The organism is Bradyrhizobium sp. 142, from assembly GCF_023074015.1.
Lineage (GTDB): Bacteria > Pseudomonadota > Alphaproteobacteria > Rhizobiales > Xanthobacteraceae > Bradyrhizobium.
In genome coordinates, this window is the sequence record NZ_JADPKQ010000364.1 from 1 (window position 1) to 23,348 (window position 23,348).

The following is a 23,348-nucleotide window of genomic DNA, read 5'->3' on the forward strand; positions in this document are numbered from 1 at the left end:
ATGGCATTTGCCATCGCTTCACCTCCACCGATCAGCTCATGCCAGGCTGTATCGCAGGCGAACCTCGCGATGGCGAGGTGGGGGCCTCATGCCGGTTACGCTGCAAGCACTCGTCGAGGGCGAGCGTCCACGCAGGCTCGCAAGAGCGATCTCTCCTTTTGAACCCGGACGGGCTCGAATGGCGCGCTACTCATCGGTTGATAGGAAGATTGATACAAATCGCGCTCCCAAAGACGGCATGGGTAGTTCGATCACGTCCCAGAATACGCCGGCAGCAACACGGGCAAAGCTCTAACTGACGCGGGCGTCGGCGGCGTCGAGGAGCCAAAAACGGAGATGGGATAGACGATCGGAATATCGGCTGAGTGAGGATGGGTACCCAACTGGCGACGTCGCTCCGGCTCAGCACCTCCATTAACTTCCTGGAAGAGTGCGGCACCTGTGAAGACATGGACGACGTCTTGGCCGAATTGGAGGCAAGCGAAACTTGGTTGTCGCCAGATCAGAGCCCGACATTTGCGCGGTACCGGCATTCATAATGAGGATCCGCGGCATCAGCGACCTCGGGGCAACGTTATTCGACGGAAAGGCGCCGACAATGATCAACTCGCAGCTGCCGTGTTCGCATAGACGCGGTGACCCGTGGGGTTTCGCGGCCCTCAGCGGCCACGCCTGCGGGGTAAAGGAAATGCCACACCCGATCGAAATCTTCAGTCGCCGTCGTTGTGCTGGCTTGATCGTGTAAGCCCCTTCAGCGCGAAATGCTGGATCTTGCCCAGCGCCGTTCGTGGCAACTCTTCCGTGAAAATAATTTCGCGCGGCACCTTAAAGCGGGCGAGCTGCGAGCCTGCATGCGCCGTTAGTGCTTCCGCGTCAAGCCGAACCCCCGGCCGCCTGATCACATAAGCGATCGGCACCTCATCCCAGCGCGGATCGGGTCGACCGACAACGGCGCAGTCTGCGACATCGGGATGCTCCATAAGCGCGCGCTCTACTTCCGCCGGGTAGATATTTTCTCCACCGGAAATGATCAGGTTCCTTTTGCGATCATGAACCCAAAAGTATCCATCGGCATCGCGGCGGCCGATGTCACCGGTGAGATACCAGCCGTTGTGCAAAGGCTCGCGCGTTGCTTGTTGAGCGCCCCAATACCCGCTGAAGACATTGGGGCCCCGTACGGCGATCTCGCCCGGGCTGCCTGCCTGCAACTCGTTGCCGGTATCATCGAGAATAGCCGCTTCGCAGCATAGGCCGGGCAAGCCGCTCGAGCCCTTACGCGCAAGATCGCCGCCGAGCCTCGTATACACAGCAATAGGGCAGGTCTCGGTCGAACCGTAAACCTGCAGTACTGGCACCCCACGCGCGACAAAGCGTTCGATAAGGTGCTGCGGGACCATCGTTGAACCGGTGCAAATTGCCTTCAGTGAGGAGAGGTCCGTCGTCCGCCACTGAGGATGGTCGGCTAGGGATTGCATCGTGGTAGGCACCAACGCTGCCAGCGTAGGTCTGTCGCGTTCGATCGCAGCAAGCGTCGCCTCGGGCGTAAATCGCGTGTGAATGGTGACGGTCGCGCCGTTATGCAACGCCGGCGTGGTCTGGATATTCAGGCCGCCAACGTGAAACAGCGGCAAGACTGTCAGGACATGATCGGTCGAGCCGAGGTTATGCATGTGCTGACTCATAATTCCATTCCACAGCAACGCTTCTTGACGCAGCACAGCGCCTTTCGGCCGCCCTGTGGTACCCGAAGTATAGACAATCAGAAGCGGGCAAGACAGGTCCGTGTGCTGATTGCGATCGTCGCCTCGACCCTGGTCTACCAGGCAGTCCCACTTACTTCCGCCGAGAGGCGAAAAGTTCAACCCGGCAACAAAGGTATCAGGCAACTGCCCCGCCAGAGCTGGTAGCAGTGCATCAAAGGCCTGTTCTAGAACTAGCACTTTGGGACGGGCGTCGGAGAGGATGAACAACTGTTCCGCGACCGTAAGCCGCCAATTTAATGGAACGAGCATTGCGCCGAGTCGCGCGCAGGCATAGAGCAGGGCCAGGTAGTCGGGCCGGTTGAGCCCAAGGATCGCGACGCGGTCGCCTCTCTCGATGCCGAGCTGATGTTTTAGAGCACGAGCGATTTGCTCGATCCTTTGAGTGAAGGCGGCGTAGCTTAGGGTGCCCCCGTCGAAGTGGATCGCGGGTTTGTCGGGAGTAAACGACGCGTTACGCTCAATCAGTGTGCAAAGATCCACCTTTGTCCCCTTTTCGCTCAGGTTCGCTACGTACTTGCAAAACTGCTTAAACCCTTGACCTCCTGAGTCGTTCGGAAGCTCTCGATCGCGATCAGATCGCATCGGATGGCCTTCAGGCACGCGAGCAGTCAAGCGATCTCAGTCGGAAGCATACGGTCTTGACGACGTCATCAGCCCAGGCTCGATGTAAATCTCTTAAAGCGTAAAGGCGGAGGCGCTTCGTCACGGGCTCCGTTTCGTCCGACAGCGCTGGCGTGCATCTGCGCGTAGTGATAAGCGCACCATGACGTTATCTTCTTCAGGTTTCCGACTTACAGGCTCACCACACATATAGGCCGATTGGAACCATCCGAGGTCGGATCGACCGTCCTGCATTTCCGAGATGATGGCGCCGTGCGAGCTCCAAGCGGGCTGAGCGAACAGAACCAAAAACGCCTTGGTTCAACTGATCTCCACGGGTGTCCCGGCCCGCGGAGGAACTCGGTTTCCCATCTTCAATTGGGGGGAGCCGCACAGCGCGGTAGGGGTGACGTTGACGTCCTCTGAATTGACCAGCTCTCCAGCAATGTGGATCAGAGAAGGCGTATGGTGCCGGCCGAAGATTGTCGAGCCCATCAGGACCACCCGCAAGCCGCACTGTCGCGATGATCGAGATAAGGCGGTGCGGTGCGATTCTGACATGCTCGAACATTCGCAATCCTTATCTCGACCGGCCCGAGACTGATGTACCTTGAGATGGTACAATTTAACGTTACGTGCGATTCAAGCCCATTGGTCTTGTCGCTGGATCAAATTTTTCCGAGGCTCACCGGGCAACGCCGATAGGAAAAGTGGAAGAGCTCGCGATGCCAAGCTTAATTAGTCGCCGCAACCGAGAAATACACAGTACCACGTCTTCCGCACTCGACCCTCACGCCATAGCGTGCGTTTGGTCCCGCCAACGCAATTCACGAGATGCACCCCAGCTGCGGCGCCTGCCCTGAAGAACGAGCCGCACGAATGCGCGAGCGCGCCGCCGTACGGCGGCAAATGGCGATGGCAGATATCCGCGGTGCGACGCGGTAAAATCGCGTCGGAAACGCCGCCGGTGAAGACGTCGACTAAATCGAAGCCGAGCCCGGCGGCAAGGGGTTGGCATGATCGAAGAGCGCAGCTCCGGCGTTCGGTTTTCCGCGTTTTCGTTGTGGCGATATCATCCAGATAGTACTTGCGCACTTCAGCCTTCAGAAGCCGGCCGTATTTTAGGGACGTTATCCCTACGATCCTGAGGCACTCCGGGCATCAAGGCCTTCGCGCAGGATTGGGTCAAAAAGCGTAAGCCGTGGCTCACGAACTCGTCGTCGCCATCGGTATAGGTGCGGGTGAACCATCGGCACCCCCGGGCCCGCAAGATGACGCCACCTCCGAGGTTTGGGAGCGTCGGCAGCTCTCCGCGCGTAGCGGCATGAGAGCACCCAGTGGATTCCGGAATCGTCGACAATCTGCTTTTCTTGCAGCGAGAAGATGCTTATCGAGTGTTGTGTGCAGCGTACCCCGCAGATTTCGGGGGATGGAGCTGTCTGTATCGATGACCTCCCGAAATTTCCGAACGATGTGTTCTATCTTTGCCATAAATGCGAGCGCTTCTACCGTTCATGGGGACGTCATTGCTCATCCTTTGACGCATTGCGTGCACACAAAATTGAGAACCTAAGCTTCGGCCGCGGCCTTTGCTGATTGTCTCGGCAGGCTGCTTCGCACTGGTCTTCGCGATCTGAGGCCTTTCGCGCATCCCGCTCCCGTCGATTCGAAAGCGGGGCTGCTGCGTCTGTGACCCGGCAACCGCGGTAAGCGCCTCGACGTGTGGCAGAGGCAACTCGCGCTTTGCGCCTGCAATCTCTTCGCGCTCGTAGGGCTTCGATGTTGGTGTTCAAAATGTCGTACGTCGGCCGTGTCAAGCATTGGAGATCGCGATCAGGTGTTTCAATCGCGCGGCTGCCGCACCGCTATTAAGGGATTCTTGCCCAAGGGCGACGCCGTGCTTCAAGCTGGTTGCGTGGCCGGCCACGATCATTGCCGCGGCGGCGTTGAGAAGAGCAACATCGCGGTACGGACTTGACATGCCGTCGAGCACGCTTTGCAGCGCGATTGCATTGGCATCGGCGTTGCCGCCCCTCAGCGCCTCGTTGTGGCAGCGGGCGAGGCCCGCTTCTTCCGGGGTGACTTCGAAGGTACGGATCGCATCTCTCTCTAGCGCGGCAACAAACGTCGGCCCGGTGAGGGTGATCTCATCGAGTCCATCTGAGCCATGCACCACCCACACCGACTCAGCACCAAGGTTCTTTAACACCTGCGCCAAGGGCTGCACCCATCGACGCGAAAACACTCCGACAATCTGCCGCTTGACTCCGGCCGGATTTGCGAGCGGGCCGATTAGATTGAAGATCGTGCGGGTCCCAAGTGCCGCTCGGATCCGGGCAACGTGGTGCATAGCCGGATGACGGATGGGCGCAAGCATGAAGCCGATGCCAGCTTCGTGCACACAACGAGCAACGCCTACAGGCGGGAGGTCGACCTTCACGCCGAGTCGGGCCAAGACGTCAGCAGCGCCTGATAGTGAGGACACGGCGCGGTTGCCATGCTTGGCCACCGGAACGCCGGCCCCGGCGACGATGAATGAGGCGCATGTGGACACGTTGACTGAGCCCGAAGCGTCACCGCCCGTACCAACGATGTCGACGGGATCGGGGGGCGCACTGACCCGGAGCATTTTGCTCCTCATGGCCGAGGCTGCGCCGGTGACTTCTTCCACGGTTTCACCACGTACCCGCATCCCCATTAACAATCCTCCGATCTGGGAGGAGGTCGCCTGGCCCGACATCATGATTTCAAAGGCTGTTGCGGTCTCCTCGCGGGTCAGCGTGGCACCTGTAGCAACTTTGCTAATGATCGATTTGAGGGCGTTCATTGCTCTCCACGTGCTTAGTCGTTCCAATTGGCCAGTCGCGCGTGCGAGCGCGACCTCAATCCGCTAGATGATCCCATCTTCCATGTTGTCGATACCCACGCTGTTCTTTGCTGATATATGATCGGACAAACGTTGCGGTTTTGTGGATCGAGCCGAACTCGACGGTTGCAGGATGACGTCGATGCCACACACGACTACTCGCCGTTGATGCTCCCAGCTGGCGCTGGCGCATAGCTCGAGATCCTGACCAAATACACTGCATGTTGCTCCTGATATGGCATTATGTCGCGCCGTCTCGATCACAAATGGTGCTCCTCCTCTTTGAGATACTTGACCTTAGAGCGCGTTGCGCAACTTGCGCGCGTCTCGGCCGGCATCATCGGCGCTCGTTACCGGCAGCGTCTGCTTAGTGGATGTTTGCACTGATCCTAAGTCACTGGTTATCGATACTTGCGCGCGCCATGAAATCATTCTCACCCTTTTTCGTTTTCTGCGTTCAACAGCGAGGCGTCATTCGAAACGGGCGTTGGTGGGGTCATGCAGCTCGGCAACCGGTCCGGCTCGGACCGCGTATGCGTCGTCGAGGCATGCGCGGTGTCAGCTTGAACGTCAGTCCGCTCTGCAATCCTACAACCTGACGCTGCGTAAGAATCAAGCTATCCATGGCGTTCACCTGCAAAGGAGCAAGTGTTCTTTGCTCGAGATCAGATCAGACGATCGGACGGCAAGACGGTGGGTGGTTCCATAGTCGAGCATGGCGGGATGACTTCTTCTGCAACCAGCCCGTCGCGGAATCGTTGACCGCGATCGGTATGATGGCTTGTCTCCTCCTAAGGATTGTTATCATTGGCGATGAATGGACCAACAATCCATCAGTAGGGCGCACCTTAGTGTGACTGACGCGTCCGTTGGTGGATCAGAGTCAGCAGGGCAGCCCGCGCTTGCATCGATCGCGAACTCCAGATGTCGATGACTTCGACCCGCAGGAGCCTCGCAATTACACCACGCAATGCTAGAAGTGTAACGAGCAGATCATCTCGAGTGTTACGCACTTTGCGTAGTCCCCACGCGAGGTTCGATGCGCGGCCAATCAGGCCTATGCGACCCAGCTCCACCTGCGTCGACGCGACGCCGTCGTCCTGATCGACAACGTGGTCACCGAATTCAACGCCCCACTCGGGTTGATCTATTTGACCAAGGTCGCGAATTCGAGTTCTGCGCGGAATGTGGGCGACACCAATCTGGCTCATGCCGGGGACAGGACGATCCGTCGATTTGGACTCCGGTTAGAGAGTAGAATCCACTGACACGGACGTTCGACTCCTGCCGGCTACATTCGGAATACGCCATAATGGGGCGCTTCTATGGGAGCATTCAGCGAAGCGCTCAGGGCGATCGCGAGTGCACTTCGGGTATCGACTGGATCAAGAATTCCGTCGTCCCAGATTTCAGAGGTTGCATAGTAGGCGCTCGATCGTTCCCGATACTCGTCGAGAAGGGGACCTCGAATGGCTGCTAGCTCCTGCTCTGCGAGTCGCCCACCATCCCGGGCCAGTTGTCTGGTCTTAACATGGGTCAGCACACCTGCCGCTTGCTCGGCGCCCATCGCAGAGATCTGAGACTGCGGCCAGGTGAAGACGAACCGAGGATCGAAAGCACGTCCCGCCATAGCGTAGGTACCTGCTCCGTGCGAGCTGTTGCAAACGACCGTGAATTTTGGGACCGACGCTCCCGAGACGGCCATGATCAGCTTGGCGCCATCCTTGGTTATGCCACGGCGCTCGTATTCGCGGCCGACCATGAAGCCCGTTGTATTCTGCAGGAAGAGCAGGGGCGTCCGGTTCTTGTCGCATAGTTGGATGAAGTGAGCGCCCTTCAGCGCACTTTCGCTGAGCAGCACGCCATTATTTGCAAGAATCCCTATTTGATATCCATGAAGCCGCGCGAAACCGCACAGCAGGGACGTGCCAAAACGCGGCTGGTATTCGTGAAATCGGCTGCCATCGACCATGCGGGCGATGATCTCCCGCATGTCGAACTGCACTCGAGGGTCCTTGGGAATAATGCCGTATAGTTCCGATGCGTCGTAGGCAGGGGGCTCCGGGGCGGCTTGATCAATCGGAGTCTTCGCGGCCCGATGGAATCGGGCAACGATATCACGTGCGATCGCAATAGCGTGCATCTCGGAGCTCGCGGAATAATCGCTCGTGCCCGACACGCTCGTATGCATGTGGGCGCCCCCAAGCTCCTGTGCCGATACGTCTTCACCGGTAGCAGCTTTCACGACTGGAGGGCCACCGAGAAATATAGCTCCCGTATCCTCGACCATAATGTTGAATTCGCTAAGCGCCGGGACGTAGGCCGCTCCCGCTGTGCAATGACCCATTGCGATCGCGACCTGCGGTACTCCCATCTTGGAGAGAATGGATTGGTTACGGAGGATCCGACCCGCGAAGTAGCGATCGGCAAAGAACTCTGCCTGAAAAGGTAGGAATCCTCCGGCGCCGTCGCACAAATGAATCACTGACAGACGATTCTCGATTGCGATGTCCAAGGCTCGCACTATCTTCTTGACAGACAACGGATACCATGCGCCGCCCTTCACGCTTGCATCGTCTGCATGAACCATCACCTCGCGACCCGCGACGATCCCGATGCCGACGACCTGTGCCGCGCCAGGCACTTCGCCGTTATAGGCCTTGTTAGCGGCCAGCGTTGAAAGCTCGAGGAACGGAGTTTTTGGATCGAGCAAGGCGTCGATCCGATCTCGTACAAACAGCTTATTTTGACGTCGAAGGCGCTCGAGCTCCCGCTCGGGCCGCTGGAAGCGGACAGCACGTTGCCGCTCCTTCAACTCGTCAGCAAGGCGCCTGTTGTGGAGCTCGTTTTGACGAAAGTCTTGCGAATTGACATTCGCCCCAGAAGCGATTCGTAGCATTTCAGCGCCCTTCTTTCGATAGCGTAATCAGCACAGCATCCCGCTCGAAGCTCTCCCCTTCTTTGAAATGGATTCGACCGACTACGCCATCCTGTGAAGAGCGAATAATAGTTTCCAGCTTCATGCTCTCAATCATCATCAGCGCCGCGCCTGCGGATACCGGTTGACCAGGCGAAACCGCGATCGTAACGACTACTCCCGGCATCGGTGCGCGGGTCATTAGCGAACTTTCCTCTTGGTTCACGCAAGCGAGCGTTTGCAACGGGTCGCTGTAGCGCAAAACGCGCGTCATGCCACGGATGTGGACGTGAATCAGGTCGCCTTCGATGACGAAGCGGACCCGTTCGGTCTCGCCGGCAATGGTCAGGACACCTGAATTCTCGCCGTATTGCGCGAACGCGACCGGGGAAATGACTTGGTCGCGCAAGTGAAGATGATAGGAGCCGGATTGGCAGGGTGAAAGCCATAACTGATGGTCGACGCCATCAACCTCGACGGAGTGATACACGTCAATTTCTCCAATGGCCAAGCGAAGCGTGAAGCGCGGGCACGGCATCGGCCGATTCGCGGACTTGTCGGGTCAGGAGAGCAGCTGATGCCAGGAATGCCGGTAGGGCGGTAGCAGAGTTACCAGCGGCAATGTGCGGGTTTTCCTCCAGATATCCCGTATGAAACTGTCCGCGGACAAACGACTCGTGGGAAAGAATGCGGGCGAGGAAGCTAGCGTTTGTCTCGCAGCCGAGAAGAATGACCCCCTGAATCGCGCGGTTGGCCGTCGCGGTGGCCAATGTGCGCGTCGGCGAATGCGCGATGATCTTTGCGAGCATGGGATCAAACGCAGTGGTGATTGGCTGACCCTGCGTGATGCCACTGTCAATCCGTACCCCGCTCGGATACTCGAGAAGAAGTACTTTGCCGGACGTCGGAACATAGCCTCGTTCGGGGGCTTCAGCGTACAGCCTTACTTCGATAGCGTGGCCGTTCGAAACGATATCTGACTGAGCAAAACCAAGTTCTCGGCCCGCGGTGGCATAGACCTGTTCGGCGACAAGATCGATGCCGGTGATCATCTCAGTCACGGGATGTTCGACCTGTAGGCGCGTATTCATCTCGAGAAAGTAGAATTCTCCTGCATCGAAAATGAATTCGACGGTTCCTGCGTTTTGATAATTCGCGGCGCGTGCGATACCGACCGCGGTCTCGCATACGCGTTTCCGTAGTTCTGGCGACAGGGCTGGCGAGGGCGCTTCCTCGATGATCTTCTGGAAGCGGCGTTGCACCGAGCACTCCCGCTCAAACAGATGTACAATGTTCCCAAAAGAGTCGCCGAGTACCTGCACTTCGATATGCCGCGGGTTCTCAATGTAACTTTCGACGTAAAGCCGGTGATCCCCAAAATACCGTTGCCCCTCAGAGCGAGCCTGCTCAATCGCGCCTTCCAGAGCATCGACGTCGCGTACAATCCGCATGCCCTTGCCGCCCGCGCCCCCTGACGGTTTTACGAGCAAAGGGGTTCCAATTGCACGCGCCCTGGAGACGAACGTCGCTGGATCGTCCTCCTCAATTGCAGATGGGGCCACTGGAAAGCCGTTCGACTGGACGAAGTTGCGGGCCCGAATCTTATCGCCCATCAGTTCAATAGTTTCGGGTGCGGGGCCGATGAACGCAATGCCGGCCTTTATCACGGCCGTGGCGAATTGAGCCTGTTCGGAAAGAAATCCATAACCTGGATGAACAGCGCCGGCGCCCGCCTTGTGAGCGGCGGCGATAATTTGTGCGATGTCCAGATAGGCCGCGATCGGCGTGTGACCGCTGATAAGAATCGCTGTGTCGGCCATGCAGACTGCCGGGCTTCGCGCATCGACCTCGTGGTAGACAACTGCAGAACGAAGCCCCAGCTTTCGCAACGTCTTGATGATGCGGGCGGCGATCTCGCCTCTGTTGGCGATAAGGACTGTATCGAAAGGCATTGTGTGCATTCGTATCCAAACAAACAACTCAAACGAGACTTCGAGTCCCGTGTTTTCTTTGGCGGTATCGCCAATGGAGGTCGCGACATTGATGACTCAAGCTCGCCTGCTTGGCTCTGAGACACGCAGTGATGGCGGTGCGATCCGGGATGTGGGTGCTACGCAGGCGAAACACGTCCTCCATGCAAGCGTCTTTCTTCGCGTCGGTCGGCAGCTGATCTCGCGCACCCGCCGACTCGAGCACAGAGATGCCGTTGCACAATAAGAACTACTGCACAGCAGTTGGCTTTGGGACGCAAAAACCAATGCGTTCGTTGTGTGCGCGTCACGATATCCTCTTTAGGTCGGTACGTTGCGGTATTGGTGTTCCTGCGCAAGGCACAGTATGGCCTGTCTACAGGAAAAACAGGCCGGAACCGTTCAAGTCGTTGATGGCTGCGGAAGCGTTGCTTTGTATGCTAGAATCGAAGGCTGCGATTTGTTGACGATTTACAATCAGCATGCCGATGTCGTCGTAACGCGTGTTGTCTTGCCGGACTCGCCTCGCAAGTTTGCCTGGTTTCCGGACGAGCTGATCGAGCAAGTTGCGCGTCGACAAGGCGCTAACGTCTTCCCGACGGCAAAAAAGGCCCGGCCTCATTTTGGAAGCCGGGCGAAGTCAGTCTGGGAGGAGCGACGCTGCTACACATCGCCCCGACCGTCGGCAAGGGAGAGTTGCCGCCGGCTCATTTACGGCGAGCGTTCGCCGCAAATTCGAAATACGACAAGATCGTTATGCCATCGCCCCACACCCTAGGAGTAGCTTACGTTCGTTTGTCAGAGGTCGCGATCTCATTTCAAGATCGTACAATGTGACGTTACGTGCGATTCAAGGCCTTTCAACGAAATGATCGCACAAATTTGTCCAAGCTCCTGGCTTCCCGGAAGTAGCCAGGTCCGTACGTAACGCACTATCCATTCTGTCTACGGGTGGGGCTTGCCCCGTGAAGGCGCTGCGCCGGCGCGCTGCGTAAGATCTGTCCCTCCGATCCAGGATCTGGTCGACTCGGCGGCAGAGACAACAACCTTTCCTTGTCGCTTCAAACGGCATTGCTCAGAAGTTAACGCTCTGATGACGGTCAGCTTACCAATTCGACCCGGCCGGTCTCGAGCCGATAAAGACCCCCGACGACTTTCAGCCTATTCTGCTCGATTGCTAAATTTAAAATCGGAGCCGCCGATTTGAGCTTATTGACGCCGTTCTCAAGTGCTTCGAAGGTAATCTAACGTCACAAACTCGTAGTAAGACTGTGCAAGGTTGGCGGTCCGCCGGATAATTTCAGGTGCCGAACACCCGGCCTTCGGCTGTAGCCGCCGCAAACGAAATCCTTCCGTGCGCCAACGCACCGATGCCGAGATCAAGCGCGTGTCGAAAGGCGAATCGCGCCATGCTCGAGACCTTTGATTATGAACGCTTGTCGACCTTGGCACCCTGTCAGCGTCGGACCACCAGAGAGTCGGGAGATCACGACCGCTGTTGCCCGCCGGTAAGACCAACCTCTCCCTGGCACGCCGCATCGATCGGAGGTCGGTGAGTAGCGAACCACCATGGTGGCCGCTCTTAATGAACAACCAAGAGACGTTGCCCTGAGGTTTTTTGACGAAAGCCGAGAGCCTGTGCTTGATTCTGTGGAGCCAGTTCTTGTTCTGACCCGAGAGAACCTGCGCAGGTGATTGGGTATGTAGGGCCTAAGGGTGCGTTGCGCTTGCAAATAATTATGATCGATCCCGCGGATTGCGAGTCACTTCGTGCAATGCCTGCGAATTGCGAGAACGACTGCCGTCTCGGCGGGCTCGTCACTGGATCCTCCGCATTTATGTCGCCGTGCTGACATGTGCTCGCGCTCGCTGCACCAAGTCGCGGCAAATTCTCCGCGCGAGGGCCTTTCTTGAGCACGTGCCGTTGCAAGCTAGGCGCGCCATAAATGCTTCTAGCGCGATTACGGACCGGTCTGTGAAATGCCAGAGCAGGGCACCTCTGCTCCATCGGTGAGAAGCGTAAAGCTCATCACAATACTTTCGAAGCTAACACCGCATTGTCAGGTTTGAGCCAACGGGCGCGACCGAGCGACTGGAGAACCTCCAATTTTCAGGCGGCACGCTGCTTGCTTCGTTCGGACCGGCGGGCACGGTCCCGCCCATGTCCGCTGTCGAGACCGAATGTACGCCTTCTGTCCGCTTCCGGCCAGCTCGCAAGTCGCGCGAGCCGGGCGGCCCACCCAGTCCAGGATCACTCCCATGAAACACTCGCTCCGCGCCGTGTTGCTCTCGCTGACGTGTTTGTCCTTCACGGCGGTGCCCCAGAAGTCGGCCGCTGCGGCCCGGGTGGACGATCGCTTCCTTTGCCTCGAGGAAATCGAAGAGCCGCGCGCACTGGATTGGGCCCGCGCCGAGAATGACAAGACGCTCGGCATGCTCCAATCAGATCCCCGCAATCGGCGCTTCTATGAGGAGGCACTCAGCATCCTTCAGGCCAAAGACCGGATCTCGTATGTTTCGTTGGAACGGCGGGGTCTCAGCAATTTCTCGCAGGACGAGAACCACGTGCGCGGCATCTGGCGGCGTACTACGCTTGACAGCTATCGCGGCCAGGACCCGCACTGGGAGACCATCATCGATATTGACGCGCTGGCGGTCGCAGATAAGAAAAACTGGGTCTTTAAAGGTGCTAGCTGCCTGCCGCCCGAAGAGCGCCTGTGCCTCGTCCATTTTTCTGATGGCGGTAAGGACGCCGTACGCGTCCGAGAGTTCGACCTGGACACCAACGCCTTCGTCACGACCGGTTTCGCTCTTCCGGAGGGAAAGCAGGCCGTCAGCTGGGTCGACCGCCACACGGTCCTCATCGCACGAGATTGGGGAGAAGGGACCCTGACGCAGGTTGGCTACCCTTTCGTCTTGAAGGAGCTCAAGCGCGCTCAGCCGCTCGTTCGAGCGCGCGAGGTCTTCCGTGGGGAGCCGACCGATGCCGTGGCGGCGCCCTTCGTGCTGCGGGATAATGAAGGCAAAGTTCATGCGGCCGGCGCCATGCGCGCCATAAGCTTCGTCGAGCAGGAGTATGTGCTCTTTGGGCCCAACGGACCGATCAAGCTAAACCTGCCAAAGAAAGCAAACATCAGCGGCATCGTCAGCGGCCGCCTGCTCGTGACGCTCGATGAAGACTGGATACTGTCCGGCAGCACCCGCTTTGCGGCCGGCTCGATGATCTCGTATGGCTTGGGCAAATGGAACCAAGATCCGCTGCGCGGGATGCCATCGCTCGTCTTCCAGCCCGAGCCTCGGCGAACGCTCAGCGGGTTCCCGGTCACCAAGAACTTGTTGATGGCGAGCCCTGACAATGTTCAGAGCAAGGCTTTCATCTACAGGTACGACCAGGGCACTTGGCGGGCCACGCCGATCCCGCTCCCTACGAACGAGAACGTCAGCCTGTCAGCCGCTAGCGAAGAAACGGACGTGGTGCTGTTCACCGTCTCCAACTATCTGGAGCCGACGTCCCTCTGGTACTTCGACGCGGCGAGCGAAGGGCTTGAAATACTGAGGACGACACCTCCGAAGTTCCACCCGTCCAGGCATGTCGCGGAGCAGTTCGAGGCCACTTCGCTCGACGGGACCCGGATTCCCTACTTTCTGGTGCGTCCCAAGAACGCGAGGTTCGGAGCGGAGATCCCAACTCTTCTCAATGGTTATGGCGGATTCCACGCCTCGCTCCTGCCCTCCTATGCGGGAGCGATGGGGCGGCTCTGGCCCGAGCAGGGCAATGCATATGTCGTCGCGAACCTGCGGAGCGGCGGCGAGTTTTTGCCGCAATGGCACGAGGCGGCCCAAGCGGCAACGAAGCAGCGGACATGGGATGATTTCATCGCCTTTGCGGAGGACCTAATCCGCCGGAAGGTCACCTCTCCGCGCCGATTGGGCGTGGTCGGCGGCAGCCAGGGAGGTCTGCTGGTGGGCACCGCGATTACTCAGCGCCGGGACCCCTTCAACGCAGCGATCGTGCAGGTGGCGCTGTTCGACATGTTTCGGTTCACCAAGTTGGGCGCAGCCTCCTCCTACATCGGCGAATATGGCGATCCCGCCATCCCGAGCAGCGCGGGTGGATCGAGGCCTACTCACCCTATCAGAAGCTTGTCCCGGGCAAGACCTACCCAGTCCCCTTCATTCTCACTTCCGCCAAGGGCGACCGCGTGCATCCGGCCCACGGCCGCAAGGCAGCCGCCAGGCTTGCTGCGCTCGGCCAGCCCTATTACTGCTATGAGAATATCGACGGCGGACATAGCGCGGCCGCCAATCTCACGGGATACGCGCGCCGGCTGGCACTCGAATACCCCTATGCATCCAGGCGGCTTGTGGATTGAGTGCGGTTGACGAGTGAGTTCGCTAAGGTCGCCAGTGCAAATGGCGGCCTGTCAACATCAGCGCGTTTGGTCGGAGAGATCAGTGACCAGGCCGCATCCGTGTATGTCATGACCCACCACTGCGGGATGTCGTTGTGCTCTATGGCTTCACTCCAGCCATCCCCACGTCCGGCGGGATGGCTTCGGCTTCGCAAACCTGAATATCTAGAACTCTCACAGCCACAAGAGCTCTCCTTCGTTGCGCTCGAGCATTCGCAATGGTGCGTTAAATCCATCTTGGAGCAGTGGGCGACATGGAGCGGAGAATGCACAAGCCTTCGATCGTCAAGAAGGCGGCGTGCGGCATGAAGTTGTGGACACTTTCCAGCTGCACAGCGCTCAATTAACGCGATCTGTTCTCGGTTACATCAACGTAGCGAGTCGGTTTACGCTGATCACTTGAGCCATGATTGGCATCGTCAGCCGCAGGAAATTTGCGTGCGGGCTTGCGCTCCGACGGAGAGGTGAATTACGAAATGCAATGGAATCCATTCATGAGCGACATGACAACTCAGATTCATTCGCACGCGGTCGTGTGGATCGACCACCTTATTGCTAAGATATTCTCCATAGGTTTAACGGGCGTCAGCGCGACGGCCGTACGCGCGCATTTGGCGCCCCAGCGTCTTGATTGCAAAGCGCATACTGGCTCTGCCGACGTGAATGACGATCCGACGTTTGTCGTCAGGGTAGGTCGGGCCCTGAGTAGCTGCACTGATCTGCTGATCATCGGACCGGGAACCGAGAAGACCGAGCTGATGAACTTCCTGAGAGTGAACAGGCCGGATCTCACTCTGCACGTCGAGACAAGTAATCCTCCGACCGACCGGGAAATTGTAGCGGTTGGGCGAAAGATCTTCCGTCTCGATTGAGTTGGCGATGTTCTTCTTCTGATTGTGGACGGTGCAACAGATCGGCCCAAATTAGGAGAGATGAGGATCGCTCTTCCCGGTGACCACCACCTAGCTCGCGCATCCGTTTACAGCGATGGATACGCGCCGGAATGCTATTTAAGTCAGTAGCGCCAATGGGTGGCTACCGCGACCGGGCATTCCCAGGTGTTCGCCTTGACCGGCCGCCGACGTTGAGGCCGCAGGGAAAGACTGTGCAGAACGGCGATCCCCCGCTCGTCCTGCCGGTGACATGCCTACCAGCAGACTCGCAAAACCCCAAGCGGAACGTCTAGCAACTGCTGATCGTCATTTCCGCAGCGCATAGCGCGAGATCAGAACAACGAACTGAAAAAGTCGCGAGCAAAAAATGACCCCGGCATTTTTCTGCCGGGGATCGCATTTTAGAGAGAGTTGGATCAGAAGTCCATGCCGCCCATGCCGCCCATGCCGCCGCCCGGAGGCATCGCGGGCGCGCCGGTGTTCTTCTTCGGCAGCTCGGCGACCATGGCCTCGGTAGTGATCAGCAGGGCCGCCACGGAGGCAGCGTTCTGAATCGCGGTGCGGACCACCTTGGTCGGGTCGATGATGCCCTTGCTGACCAGGTTGCCATACTCGCCCGTCTGCGAGTCGAAGCCGTAGGCGTATTGCTCCTTGTCCAGGATCTTGCCGACGATCACCGAGCCGTCTTCACCGGCGTTGATCGCGATCTGGCGAGCGGGCGCGGAGAGCGCCTTGCGCACGATCTCGACGCCGGTCTTCTGGTCGTCGTTCTTGGTGCGCAGACCCTTGAGCTGCTCGGAGGCACGGAGCAGGGCGACGCCGCCGCCCGGGACGATGCCTTCCTCGACCGCGGCGCGGGTCGCATGCATCGCGTCATCAACGCGATCCTTGCGCTCCTTCACCTCGACCTCGGTCGCGCCGCCGACGCGGATCACCGCGACGCCGCCAGCGAGCTTGGCGAGACGCTCCTGGAGCTTCTCACGGTCGTAGTCCGAGGTGGTCTCCTCGATCTGCGCCTTGATCTGGGCCACGCGCGCCTCGATGTCGGCCTTCTTGCCGGCGCCGTTGACGATCGTGGTGTTCTCCTTGTCGATCATCACCTTCTTGGCGCGACCGAGCATGTTGAGCGTGACGTTCTCGAGCTTGATGCCGAGATCTTCCGAGATCGCCTGGCCGCCGGTCAGGATCGCGATGTCTTGCAGCATGGCCTTGCGGCGATCGCCAAAGCCCGGAGCCTTGACGGCCGCGACCTTCAGACCACCGCGCAGGCGGTTGACGACGAGGGTCGCGAGGGCTTCGCCCTCGACGTCCTCGGCGACGATGATCAGCGGCTTGCCGGTCTGCACCACGGCCTCGAGCAGCGGCAGCAGCTCGTTCAGCGAGGAGAGTTTCTTCTCGTTGATGAGGATGTAGGTGTCGTCCATCTCAACGCGCATCTTGTCGGCGTTGGTGACGAAGTAGGGCGAGATGTAGCCGCGATCGAACTGCATGCCCTCGACGACGTCGAGCTCGGTCTCGAGCGACTTGGCTTCCTCGACGGTGATGACACCCTCGTTGCCGACCTTCTTCATGGCGTCGGCGAGGAACTTGCCAATTTCGGCGTCGCCGTTGGCCGAGATGGTGCCGACCTGGGCGATCTCGTCGTTCGAAGTGACCTTCTTGGAGTTCTTGACGAGGTCGGCGACTACGGCTTCCACGGCCAGGTCGATACCACGCTTCAGGTCCATCGGGTTCATGCCGGCGGCAACCGATTTGGCGCCTTCACGAACGATCGCAGCCGCCAGCACGGTTGCGGTGGTGGTGCCGTCGCCGGCCGCATCGGCGGACTTGGAGGCGACTTCGCGCACCATCTGCGCACCCATATTCTCGAACTTGTCCTCGAGCTCGATCTCCTTGGCGACGGTGACGCCGTCCTTGGTGATGCGGGGAGCGCCGAACGACTTGTCGAGCACGACGTTGCGGCCCTTGGGGCCGAGCGTCACCTTGACCGCGTTGGCGAGGATATCGACGCCGCGCAGCATCTTGTCGCGTGCATCGACGCCGAATTTGACTTCTTTAGCTGACATGTGGGTTTTCCTGAATGTTTTACTTGGTCTCACCCTTGGCGACGCCCAGCAGGCGCTCCTCAGGATGAGCGGTGCGAGCGATGGTTTAGGCGGCCTTCTTCTTGGCGGACACGTCGGTGAGAACGCCCAGGATGTCGCTCTCTTTCATGATCAACAGCTCCTGGCCGTCGATCTTGACCTCGGTGCCTGACCACTTGCCGAACAGGACGCGGTCGCCGACCAGCACGTCGATCGGGATCAACTTGCCGCTCTCATCGCGGCCGCCGGGGCCGACGGCGATGACTTCACCTTGCGAAGGCTTTTCCTTAGCAGTGTCCGGAATGATGATGCCGCCAGCGGTCTTTTCTTCTGCGTCGATGCGCTTAACCACGACGCGGTCGTGAAGCGGACGGAATTCCATGCAGATCTCCTAAGCATTTACACCAGTTGATGATTTCCCGATTGCTAGCAATCGCGGCCTGCGAGTGCCAACGCAGGCGCAGCTGAAATAGGACCGATTTTTTGGGGAACAAGTGTTTGTAGTAGGAAAAACGGCTGGGCGCGCGGGATCTCTGTGGGGGCTGCCCCAGATCACGTTCTCGAGCTCGTCGCCGAGCACCCGACCTTCTTCTGAGTGAGTCGTACGGCTCTGTCTCTAGACCTAATGTCGCCTAACAGTTCAATTCCTCTGCCCTAAATTCGAGCTGGTAAAGGCCCGCCGATCTGGTGCCGGTTCAAATGCGAATCGTCGGCTGACTTCGTTCTAAGATTGGGATGCGTTTAGAACCTAACGCAGAGGTCGCGAATTGGGGTATCGCTCCGCTTGATCGATGATCCGATACTCAGCAACTCGAGGCGAGGCAACGCTGGCTGCGAGAGCTAGCGCAGGAACTGCTCAGATCGTTCGGCACCTCAGATCACCTTTGCGCGCCGAAGTCGCTGCTGGACGGATCGCCCGTGCTCCAGACAGCGAGCGCGCCGATGTCCCCCGTTTGCGCGAAAGGGCCTCTGCCCGCATCGCGACAGGTCTATATGCGCGAACAGCTCGCCAAACTGTCCCGCGACCATGACCTGGCCAAGGCGTTCAACTAAATCCTGAAGCGAAGGGCGAGCTGTGAAGACGCCGGTGGCGGCGTGCTGATCAATACCGGAGCCAGCGTAGGTGTGATCTCGACAGGAACAAGAGCTGGCACGGAATCTCCGCCCGGTCGCTCCTGGCGCGCTTGTCGACGCCTGGTGAACAGCAGGCTGTGAACACCCCGTACCGGCGCGTGAGGCCGCAGACCGTCTCGTCAGCCTGCAAGGTCTCCCCGACATGACGAACCTTCTCGTCGCAACTCCATCGCCACCGACGTTCGGTGCCCTTTCGCCACGTGACCTCAAAGCTAGACTTAAGATCAAATCCTCGGCCGCCTCTCAAACTACACAAGATGGCCGTCGCCGGGCGCCGCCGGAGGGATACGGACTCCGAAACTACTCAGGTGAATCTAAGTTCGCCCCAGATCCGCCAGGCCTTGTGGCAGAGCCGTCTGGTCTGCGGACTTGGTCGGCGTGAAGTGGACATGATAATGCGGCCCTAACGACGCAATCGGGCGGGCTCTTATACCTGCGGTCACGACAAGCGCTCTCTTTCAAGAACTCATAGCGGTCATTTGCCTGACTTGTGCTTTGGGCGCGTCTTTAGCTTTGGAGCTTGATGGGATTCATCTTGGACATCGTGCACATACTGTGGCGCCTCGGATTACATGCGACACAGCCGCGTTGTCCGAAAAGTTTCACACGATAAGCTATCTGAGGGCTTGAATCGCACCTTACGTCAAGATGTAAGGTATCGAAATAGGCGGTGACAGGCTTCGGCATCCGAAGCCGTCCGAACGAGTGACATAGAGTGCGAATGTCCCAAATCCTAGGCTCACGCAAGGCGAGCCCGGTCATCAACGACTGTCGTGAAGCTCGCTGTGTCTGGGTCATAGCGCGCGTGCGACAGATGCGCTTGGCTCACCGTCGGATCGTAGCACGCCGCTCACACGTAAGCAGAGTGGCTGACTTGCCTGTTAGCGACGCGAGATGGTGGCCCTCAAACCTGCATCTCAATGCCAGAAGGAAGCTGATGCTTCGCGGCAAGTGCGATCGGCAACGTGGTGCGGTACCGGGAGAGCTGCGGGCTTTACGCACATCGTTCTGAATTTGTCGACTAGGGTCAAAGGTGTCGTTCACTGGGGTTTCGGTCGTCGTCACGCGAAACACATCGTGTGACTCTGTCGAACTGCGATGGGCACTACATGAGATCGTGTGACGAGACAACTAAACGGGGGTGGTGTGACAAGACAGCGTGCTTTGCTGACGCCTGGGCCAATGTCGTTATCGTCGGCAGTGAAGGCCCAGATGCAGCTCGACCTCGCATCGCGCGATTGCGAGTTCAAGGAAGTGACCGCTCGCATGAGGCAGCTGATGCTCAATGTGTCGGGCAATGCGGAAGGCTATTCGGTCGTTCCTATCCAGGGTGGCGGCTCCTTTGGAATGGAAGCTGCTCTCTCTTCATTTGTCACCCAAACCGACCGGCCGCTTGTTTGCATAAACGGCATCTATGGCGAGCGCATTCTCAAAATTCTGCGGCTGTGGGGCGTCCAAGCGGTGAATCTTATCAAGCGAGCCACCGAACCGTTGGACCCTGAGGAAGTCATCGAGCGTTTGAACCGAGATCCAGGTATCACGCACGTATGCTTGGTCCACTGCGAGACTACGACCGGGATTGTGAATCCGCTCGAACCGATCATAGAAGGAGCAAGGCAGCGTGGTGTAAAGACTATCGTCGACGCAATGAGTTCTTTCGGCGGCGTCGACATCGACCTAGGCCGAGGCGGGCCAGACGTCTTGGTTACGTCGAGCAACAAGTGCGTCGAAGGTCCGCCAGGGCTGGCTTTCGTTATTGCCTCTCGCGAGCTTCTTGAGAATGCAGTTCAAGAGCCAAGATCGTTTGTGCTCGACGTGAGAGATCAATGGCGCTCGCTTGAGCGCACTGGTGAATGGCGATCGACCCCACCAACGCATATCGTTCAGGCAGTCACAAAGGCATTGGAGGTCCTGAGCATCGAAGGCATTGATGCCAGGCGCCGCAGGTATGAGAAGATAAGAGGCAGCGTCATAAAAGAGCTGGAAGGAGTGGCGTCCCCACTGCTTCCAGCGAACCTCCAGTCGCCGGTTTGCGTGGCGTTCACCGCGCCAGCTGGCATCTCCGACCAGGTAGCGTTTGACTGCCTATATCGGCACCTGACAGCCCATAACCTCTACGTCTACTCTAAACTGCATCTTCCTACGCGCAGTTTTCGGATCGGCTGTATTGGCGAGATTCAATCCAATTGGATTGAGCAGTTGGGCTGTGCCTTTCGCACATACTTCCGCTCCGGTGAGACTCTGACCGTGGGACGAGTGTCAGCCCAGGAAACACGCGAGAGCCCTACAGAGATATCGCGCCCAATGGCGAGCATCGCGCGGCATTCATATTCGATCGAAACTGCTGTTCTGCACGCAGGATACCGTCGTGATCCGGTGACGAAAGCTGTGGCAGTGCCGATCTATCAGAATACGGCCTATGAGCTCGACGGTAATTTGAGCCATATTGCTGACGTCTATAACGTGAAGGCTGATGGTTTCACATACACTCGCATCATCAATCCGACGACCCGGGCGCTGGAAAAAAGGTACGCCGCCGTCGACATGGGAAGCGACTCGCTGGCCGTTGCATCAGGTCAAGCGGCGACGTTTCTTGCGATCGTAAACTTATCAAGCGGTGAGGTGGGAGATAACGTCGTCGCTTCTCCGTATCTATACGGCAATACCTGGAATCTGCTCCACAACACGTTGAAGCGTCTTGGTATCAACGTAAGGACGGCAGACCCTCGAAACCCCGAGACGTTCGAACGCGCCATTGATGATCGCACGATATGTCTGTTCGGGGAGGTCATCTCCAATCCCTGTCTGATTCCGCTTCCTGTCCAGCAGCTGGCGGAGATCGGCAGAAGGCACGGCGTCCCCTTGGTTGTGGACAATACGACAACCCCCCTGGTTTGCCAGCCGTCAGCTCTCGGCGCCGCGATTACGACGTACTCTGCCACGAAATACATTTGCGGTCATGGGACGACGCTCGGAGGACTGATCGTCGACAACTGTGGGTTCGACTACCGGGGAGGATCTCGCTTCCCACTGTTCAATAGTCCGGATGATGCGCACGGCGGGATCATCTGGCGCAAAGCGTTGGCGGAGCTCGACGACCTCGGAAAGAGCGAATTTCTTCTCAAGGCGCGTATGACGTGGTTGCGCGATACTGGCGCGGCCATCGCCCCTTTTGCGAGCTTTCAACTCATTCAGGGACTTGAAACGCTACCTCTTCGCATGAAGCAGCACTGCGAAAATGCCAGGATTGTAGCCGACGTTCTGAAGGAACATCCGAAAGTGTGCCGTGTCTTCTACCCGAGCCTTTTTGAGGGAGCTGACCGAGAAATCATCGATCAGACACTTAATACCGGGTATGGGCACGGGGCGATGATCATGTTTGAGGTGGAGAACGAGCAAGCCGGCCGCAAGTTCATCCAGAACGTCGAGCTGATGTATCACGTGTCGAATGTGGGGGACGCCCGCACGCTGGTAACCCATCCTGTCTCTACGACCCACACCACCGTCCCACGGGAAAAGCGCGAAGCCGCCGGCATATTTGGTGGCTCCATCCGGCTTTGCGTCGGCATCGAAGATGTTAACGACATCATCAAGGACTTGGAAAAAGCGCTTTCCGCAATCTGACAACCGATTATAAAAGGGGTTCTCATGAAACAGGCAGATGCTTGGAAATTGAGGTCGTCACGTTTTGAGGCGGTTCAATTTGGCCGCGAGATCAACCAGCAGCTCTCCGCGCTGAGGCCTGACAACGTGACGGGAGCTGCTTACATCGCGAAAGACTACGCTGTGATCGCAGCTTGCGTGCTGGCGACGGTTCATGTGTCATGGTGGTTATATCCCCTCGCAGTTCTGTTGATTGGCGCCTACCAGCGTGGATTGACGACAATCGCTCACGATGCGGCTCACCGCACCCTCGCGAGCAACACGACCTGGAATTATATCCTGGGCATTTTGTTCGCGTCCTATCCTTTGTTCCAGCGCCACTGGGCATACCGGATTTCACACGTCTACCTGCATCACCCGAATCTCGGCGATCCGGAGAAGGATCCCGACTTGAAGTTCTTCTTGGCCAGCGGCGTTTACGAAGTTGTGCCTCCTAAGCAGTACGCCTTCAACATCATCTGGAAGCCGATACTGGGTGGCGCGACAGTCGCGTATCTAAAGTACCTTTGGACTAATCGGTTTTCGATCACAGATGTCGAGGACCAGAGCCGGTCGGGAATCCTCATCGACAAGTATGGCTTTTATCTCTTTTGGACGCTCATATTCGGTGGGTCATACCTTCTTGGACTGCTCCACGTCCTCGTCCTGTTTTGGATCGTGCCCTATCTCACCACGTTTCAAGCTCTCGGCTGGTTTATCGAGCTCGCCGAGCACTCACCTATGTGCGAGACCGAGACAACGAACGTCTACCTGACTCGGAATAGAAAGGGGAATTTTATCGAGCGAGCCATTGTCGGTCAGAATCTGGATGAATACCACCTTGAGCACCATCTGTCGCCCGGCATTCCTTTCTGGCTCTTGCGCAAAGCTCAGAAAATTCGAATGCAGGATCCTCATTACGCAAGTGTTGCCGCAACCTGGGGAGGGCTCTTCGTCAATGGCCCTCAAGGTCAACCCAGCGTAATTGCCCAGTTGAAGGAGCGAAATCGATGCTTGTATGAGCAGTCTCTGGCCAGTCCCGAGGCGAAGGAGCAGTTGGCTTGATA

11 protein-coding genes and 1 pseudogene are annotated in these 23,348 nt (G+C 58.2%); 4 read left to right on the forward strand and 8 right to left on the reverse strand.

The features are described 5' to 3' along the window. Positions 1-710: 710 nt before the first annotated feature. From IVA82_RS33340 to IVA82_RS33365, 6 genes and pseudogenes are all read right to left on the reverse strand, one after another. Complete coding sequence (locus IVA82_RS33340) at positions 711-2,243, reverse strand: long-chain fatty acid--CoA ligase (RefSeq protein WP_247387672.1); 1,533 nt, start codon at positions 2,241-2,243, stop codon at positions 711-713. A gap of 1,933 nt (positions 2,244-4,176) precedes the next feature. Further along, positions 4,177-5,190 (reverse strand): anthranilate phosphoribosyltransferase, encoded by a 1,014-nt coding sequence (gene trpD / locus IVA82_RS33345; protein WP_247387665.1) that lies wholly within the window; start codon positions 5,188-5,190, stop codon positions 4,177-4,179. 1,330 nt (positions 5,191-6,520) lie between these two features. After that, positions 6,521-8,128, reverse strand: coding sequence for a carboxyl transferase domain-containing protein (locus IVA82_RS33350; RefSeq protein ID WP_247387666.1), 1,608 nt, complete (start codon positions 8,126-8,128; stop codon positions 6,521-6,523). Position 8,129: 1 nt separating this feature from the next. Next, the gene (locus IVA82_RS49165) at positions 8,130-8,636 is read right to left on the reverse strand and encodes a biotin/lipoyl-containing protein (RefSeq protein ID WP_247387668.1); all 507 of its coding nucleotides are present in this window, start codon (positions 8,634-8,636) and stop codon (positions 8,130-8,132) included. A 1-nt stretch (position 8,637) separates the two neighbouring features. Beyond that, positions 8,638-10,098 carry a biotin carboxylase N-terminal domain-containing protein gene (locus IVA82_RS33360; protein WP_247493706.1) on the reverse strand — a complete coding sequence of 487 codons (1,461 nt, stop codon included), beginning with the start codon at positions 10,096-10,098 and terminating at the stop codon, positions 8,638-8,640. A 1,118-nt stretch (positions 10,099-11,216) separates the two neighbouring features. After that, positions 11,217-11,345: pseudogene (locus IVA82_RS33365) on the reverse strand (carbonic anhydrase); the annotation flags it as partial. 1,030 nt (positions 11,346-12,375) lie between these two features. Here IVA82_RS33365 and IVA82_RS33370 point away from each other — a divergent pair. Together IVA82_RS33370 and IVA82_RS33375 are read left to right on the forward strand one after the other, a co-directional pair. Next, on the forward strand, positions 12,376-14,499 hold the full coding sequence (locus IVA82_RS33370; protein ID WP_247387670.1) for a prolyl oligopeptidase family serine peptidase: 2,124 nt from the start codon (positions 12,376-12,378) through the stop codon (positions 14,497-14,499). A 523-nt stretch (positions 14,500-15,022) separates the two neighbouring features. Beyond that, a complete protein-coding gene (locus IVA82_RS33375) occupies positions 15,023-15,400 on the forward strand; it encodes a hypothetical protein (RefSeq protein ID WP_247387671.1) in 378 nt (125 codons plus the stop codon). 437 nt (positions 15,401-15,837) lie between these two features. Here the strand turns inward: IVA82_RS33375 and groL are convergent, their stop codons facing one another. Next, on the reverse strand, positions 15,838-17,487 hold the full coding sequence (gene groL, locus IVA82_RS33380; RefSeq protein WP_247493707.1) for a chaperonin GroEL: 1,650 nt from the start codon (positions 17,485-17,487) through the stop codon (positions 15,838-15,840). An 85-nt stretch (positions 17,488-17,572) separates the two neighbouring features. Beyond that, a complete protein-coding gene (gene groES, locus IVA82_RS33385; protein ID WP_247350375.1) occupies positions 17,573-17,887 on the reverse strand; it encodes a co-chaperone GroES in 315 nt (104 codons plus the stop codon). A gap of 1,898 nt (positions 17,888-19,785) precedes the next feature. Here groES and IVA82_RS33390 point away from each other — a divergent pair. Together IVA82_RS33390 and rtxC are read left to right on the forward strand one after the other, a co-directional pair. Then, positions 19,786-22,263 (forward strand): 2-aminoethylphosphonate--pyruvate transaminase, encoded by a 2,478-nt coding sequence (locus tag IVA82_RS33390; RefSeq protein ID WP_346659685.1) that lies wholly within the window; start codon positions 19,786-19,788, stop codon positions 22,261-22,263. Between the two features lie 24 nt (positions 22,264-22,287). Next, positions 22,288-23,346, forward strand: a complete 1,059-nt coding sequence (gene rtxC / locus IVA82_RS33395) for a dhydrorhizobitoxine desaturase (RefSeq protein WP_247385312.1) — start codon at positions 22,288-22,290, stop codon at positions 23,344-23,346. Positions 23,347-23,348: the final 2 nt, after the last annotated feature.

What these genes read in the sequence shown, in the direction of transcription:
- groES (WP_247350375.1), bottom strand. Translation starts at nt 17,887, where the DNA reads ATGGAATTCCGTCCGCTTCACGACCGCGTCGTGGTTAAGCGCATCGAC.
- IVA82_RS33350 (WP_247387666.1), bottom strand. Translation starts at nt 8,128, where the DNA reads ATGCTACGAATCGCTTCTGGGGCGAATGTCAATTCGCAAGACTTTCGT.
- groL (WP_247493707.1), bottom strand. Translation starts at nt 17,487, where the DNA reads ATGTCAGCTAAAGAAGTCAAATTCGGCGTCGATGCACGCGACAAGATG.
- IVA82_RS33375 (WP_247387671.1), top strand. Translation starts at nt 15,023, where the DNA reads ATGAGCGACATGACAACTCAGATTCATTCGCACGCGGTCGTGTGGATC.
- trpD (WP_247387665.1), bottom strand. Translation starts at nt 5,190, where the DNA reads ATGAACGCCCTCAAATCGATCATTAGCAAAGTTGCTACAGGTGCCACG.
- rtxC (WP_247385312.1), top strand. Translation starts at nt 22,288, where the DNA reads ATGAAACAGGCAGATGCTTGGAAATTGAGGTCGTCACGTTTTGAGGCG.
- IVA82_RS33360 (WP_247493706.1), bottom strand. Translation starts at nt 10,098, where the DNA reads ATGCCTTTCGATACAGTCCTTATCGCCAACAGAGGCGAGATCGCCGCC.
- IVA82_RS33370 (WP_247387670.1), top strand. Translation starts at nt 12,376, where the DNA reads ATGAAACACTCGCTCCGCGCCGTGTTGCTCTCGCTGACGTGTTTGTCC.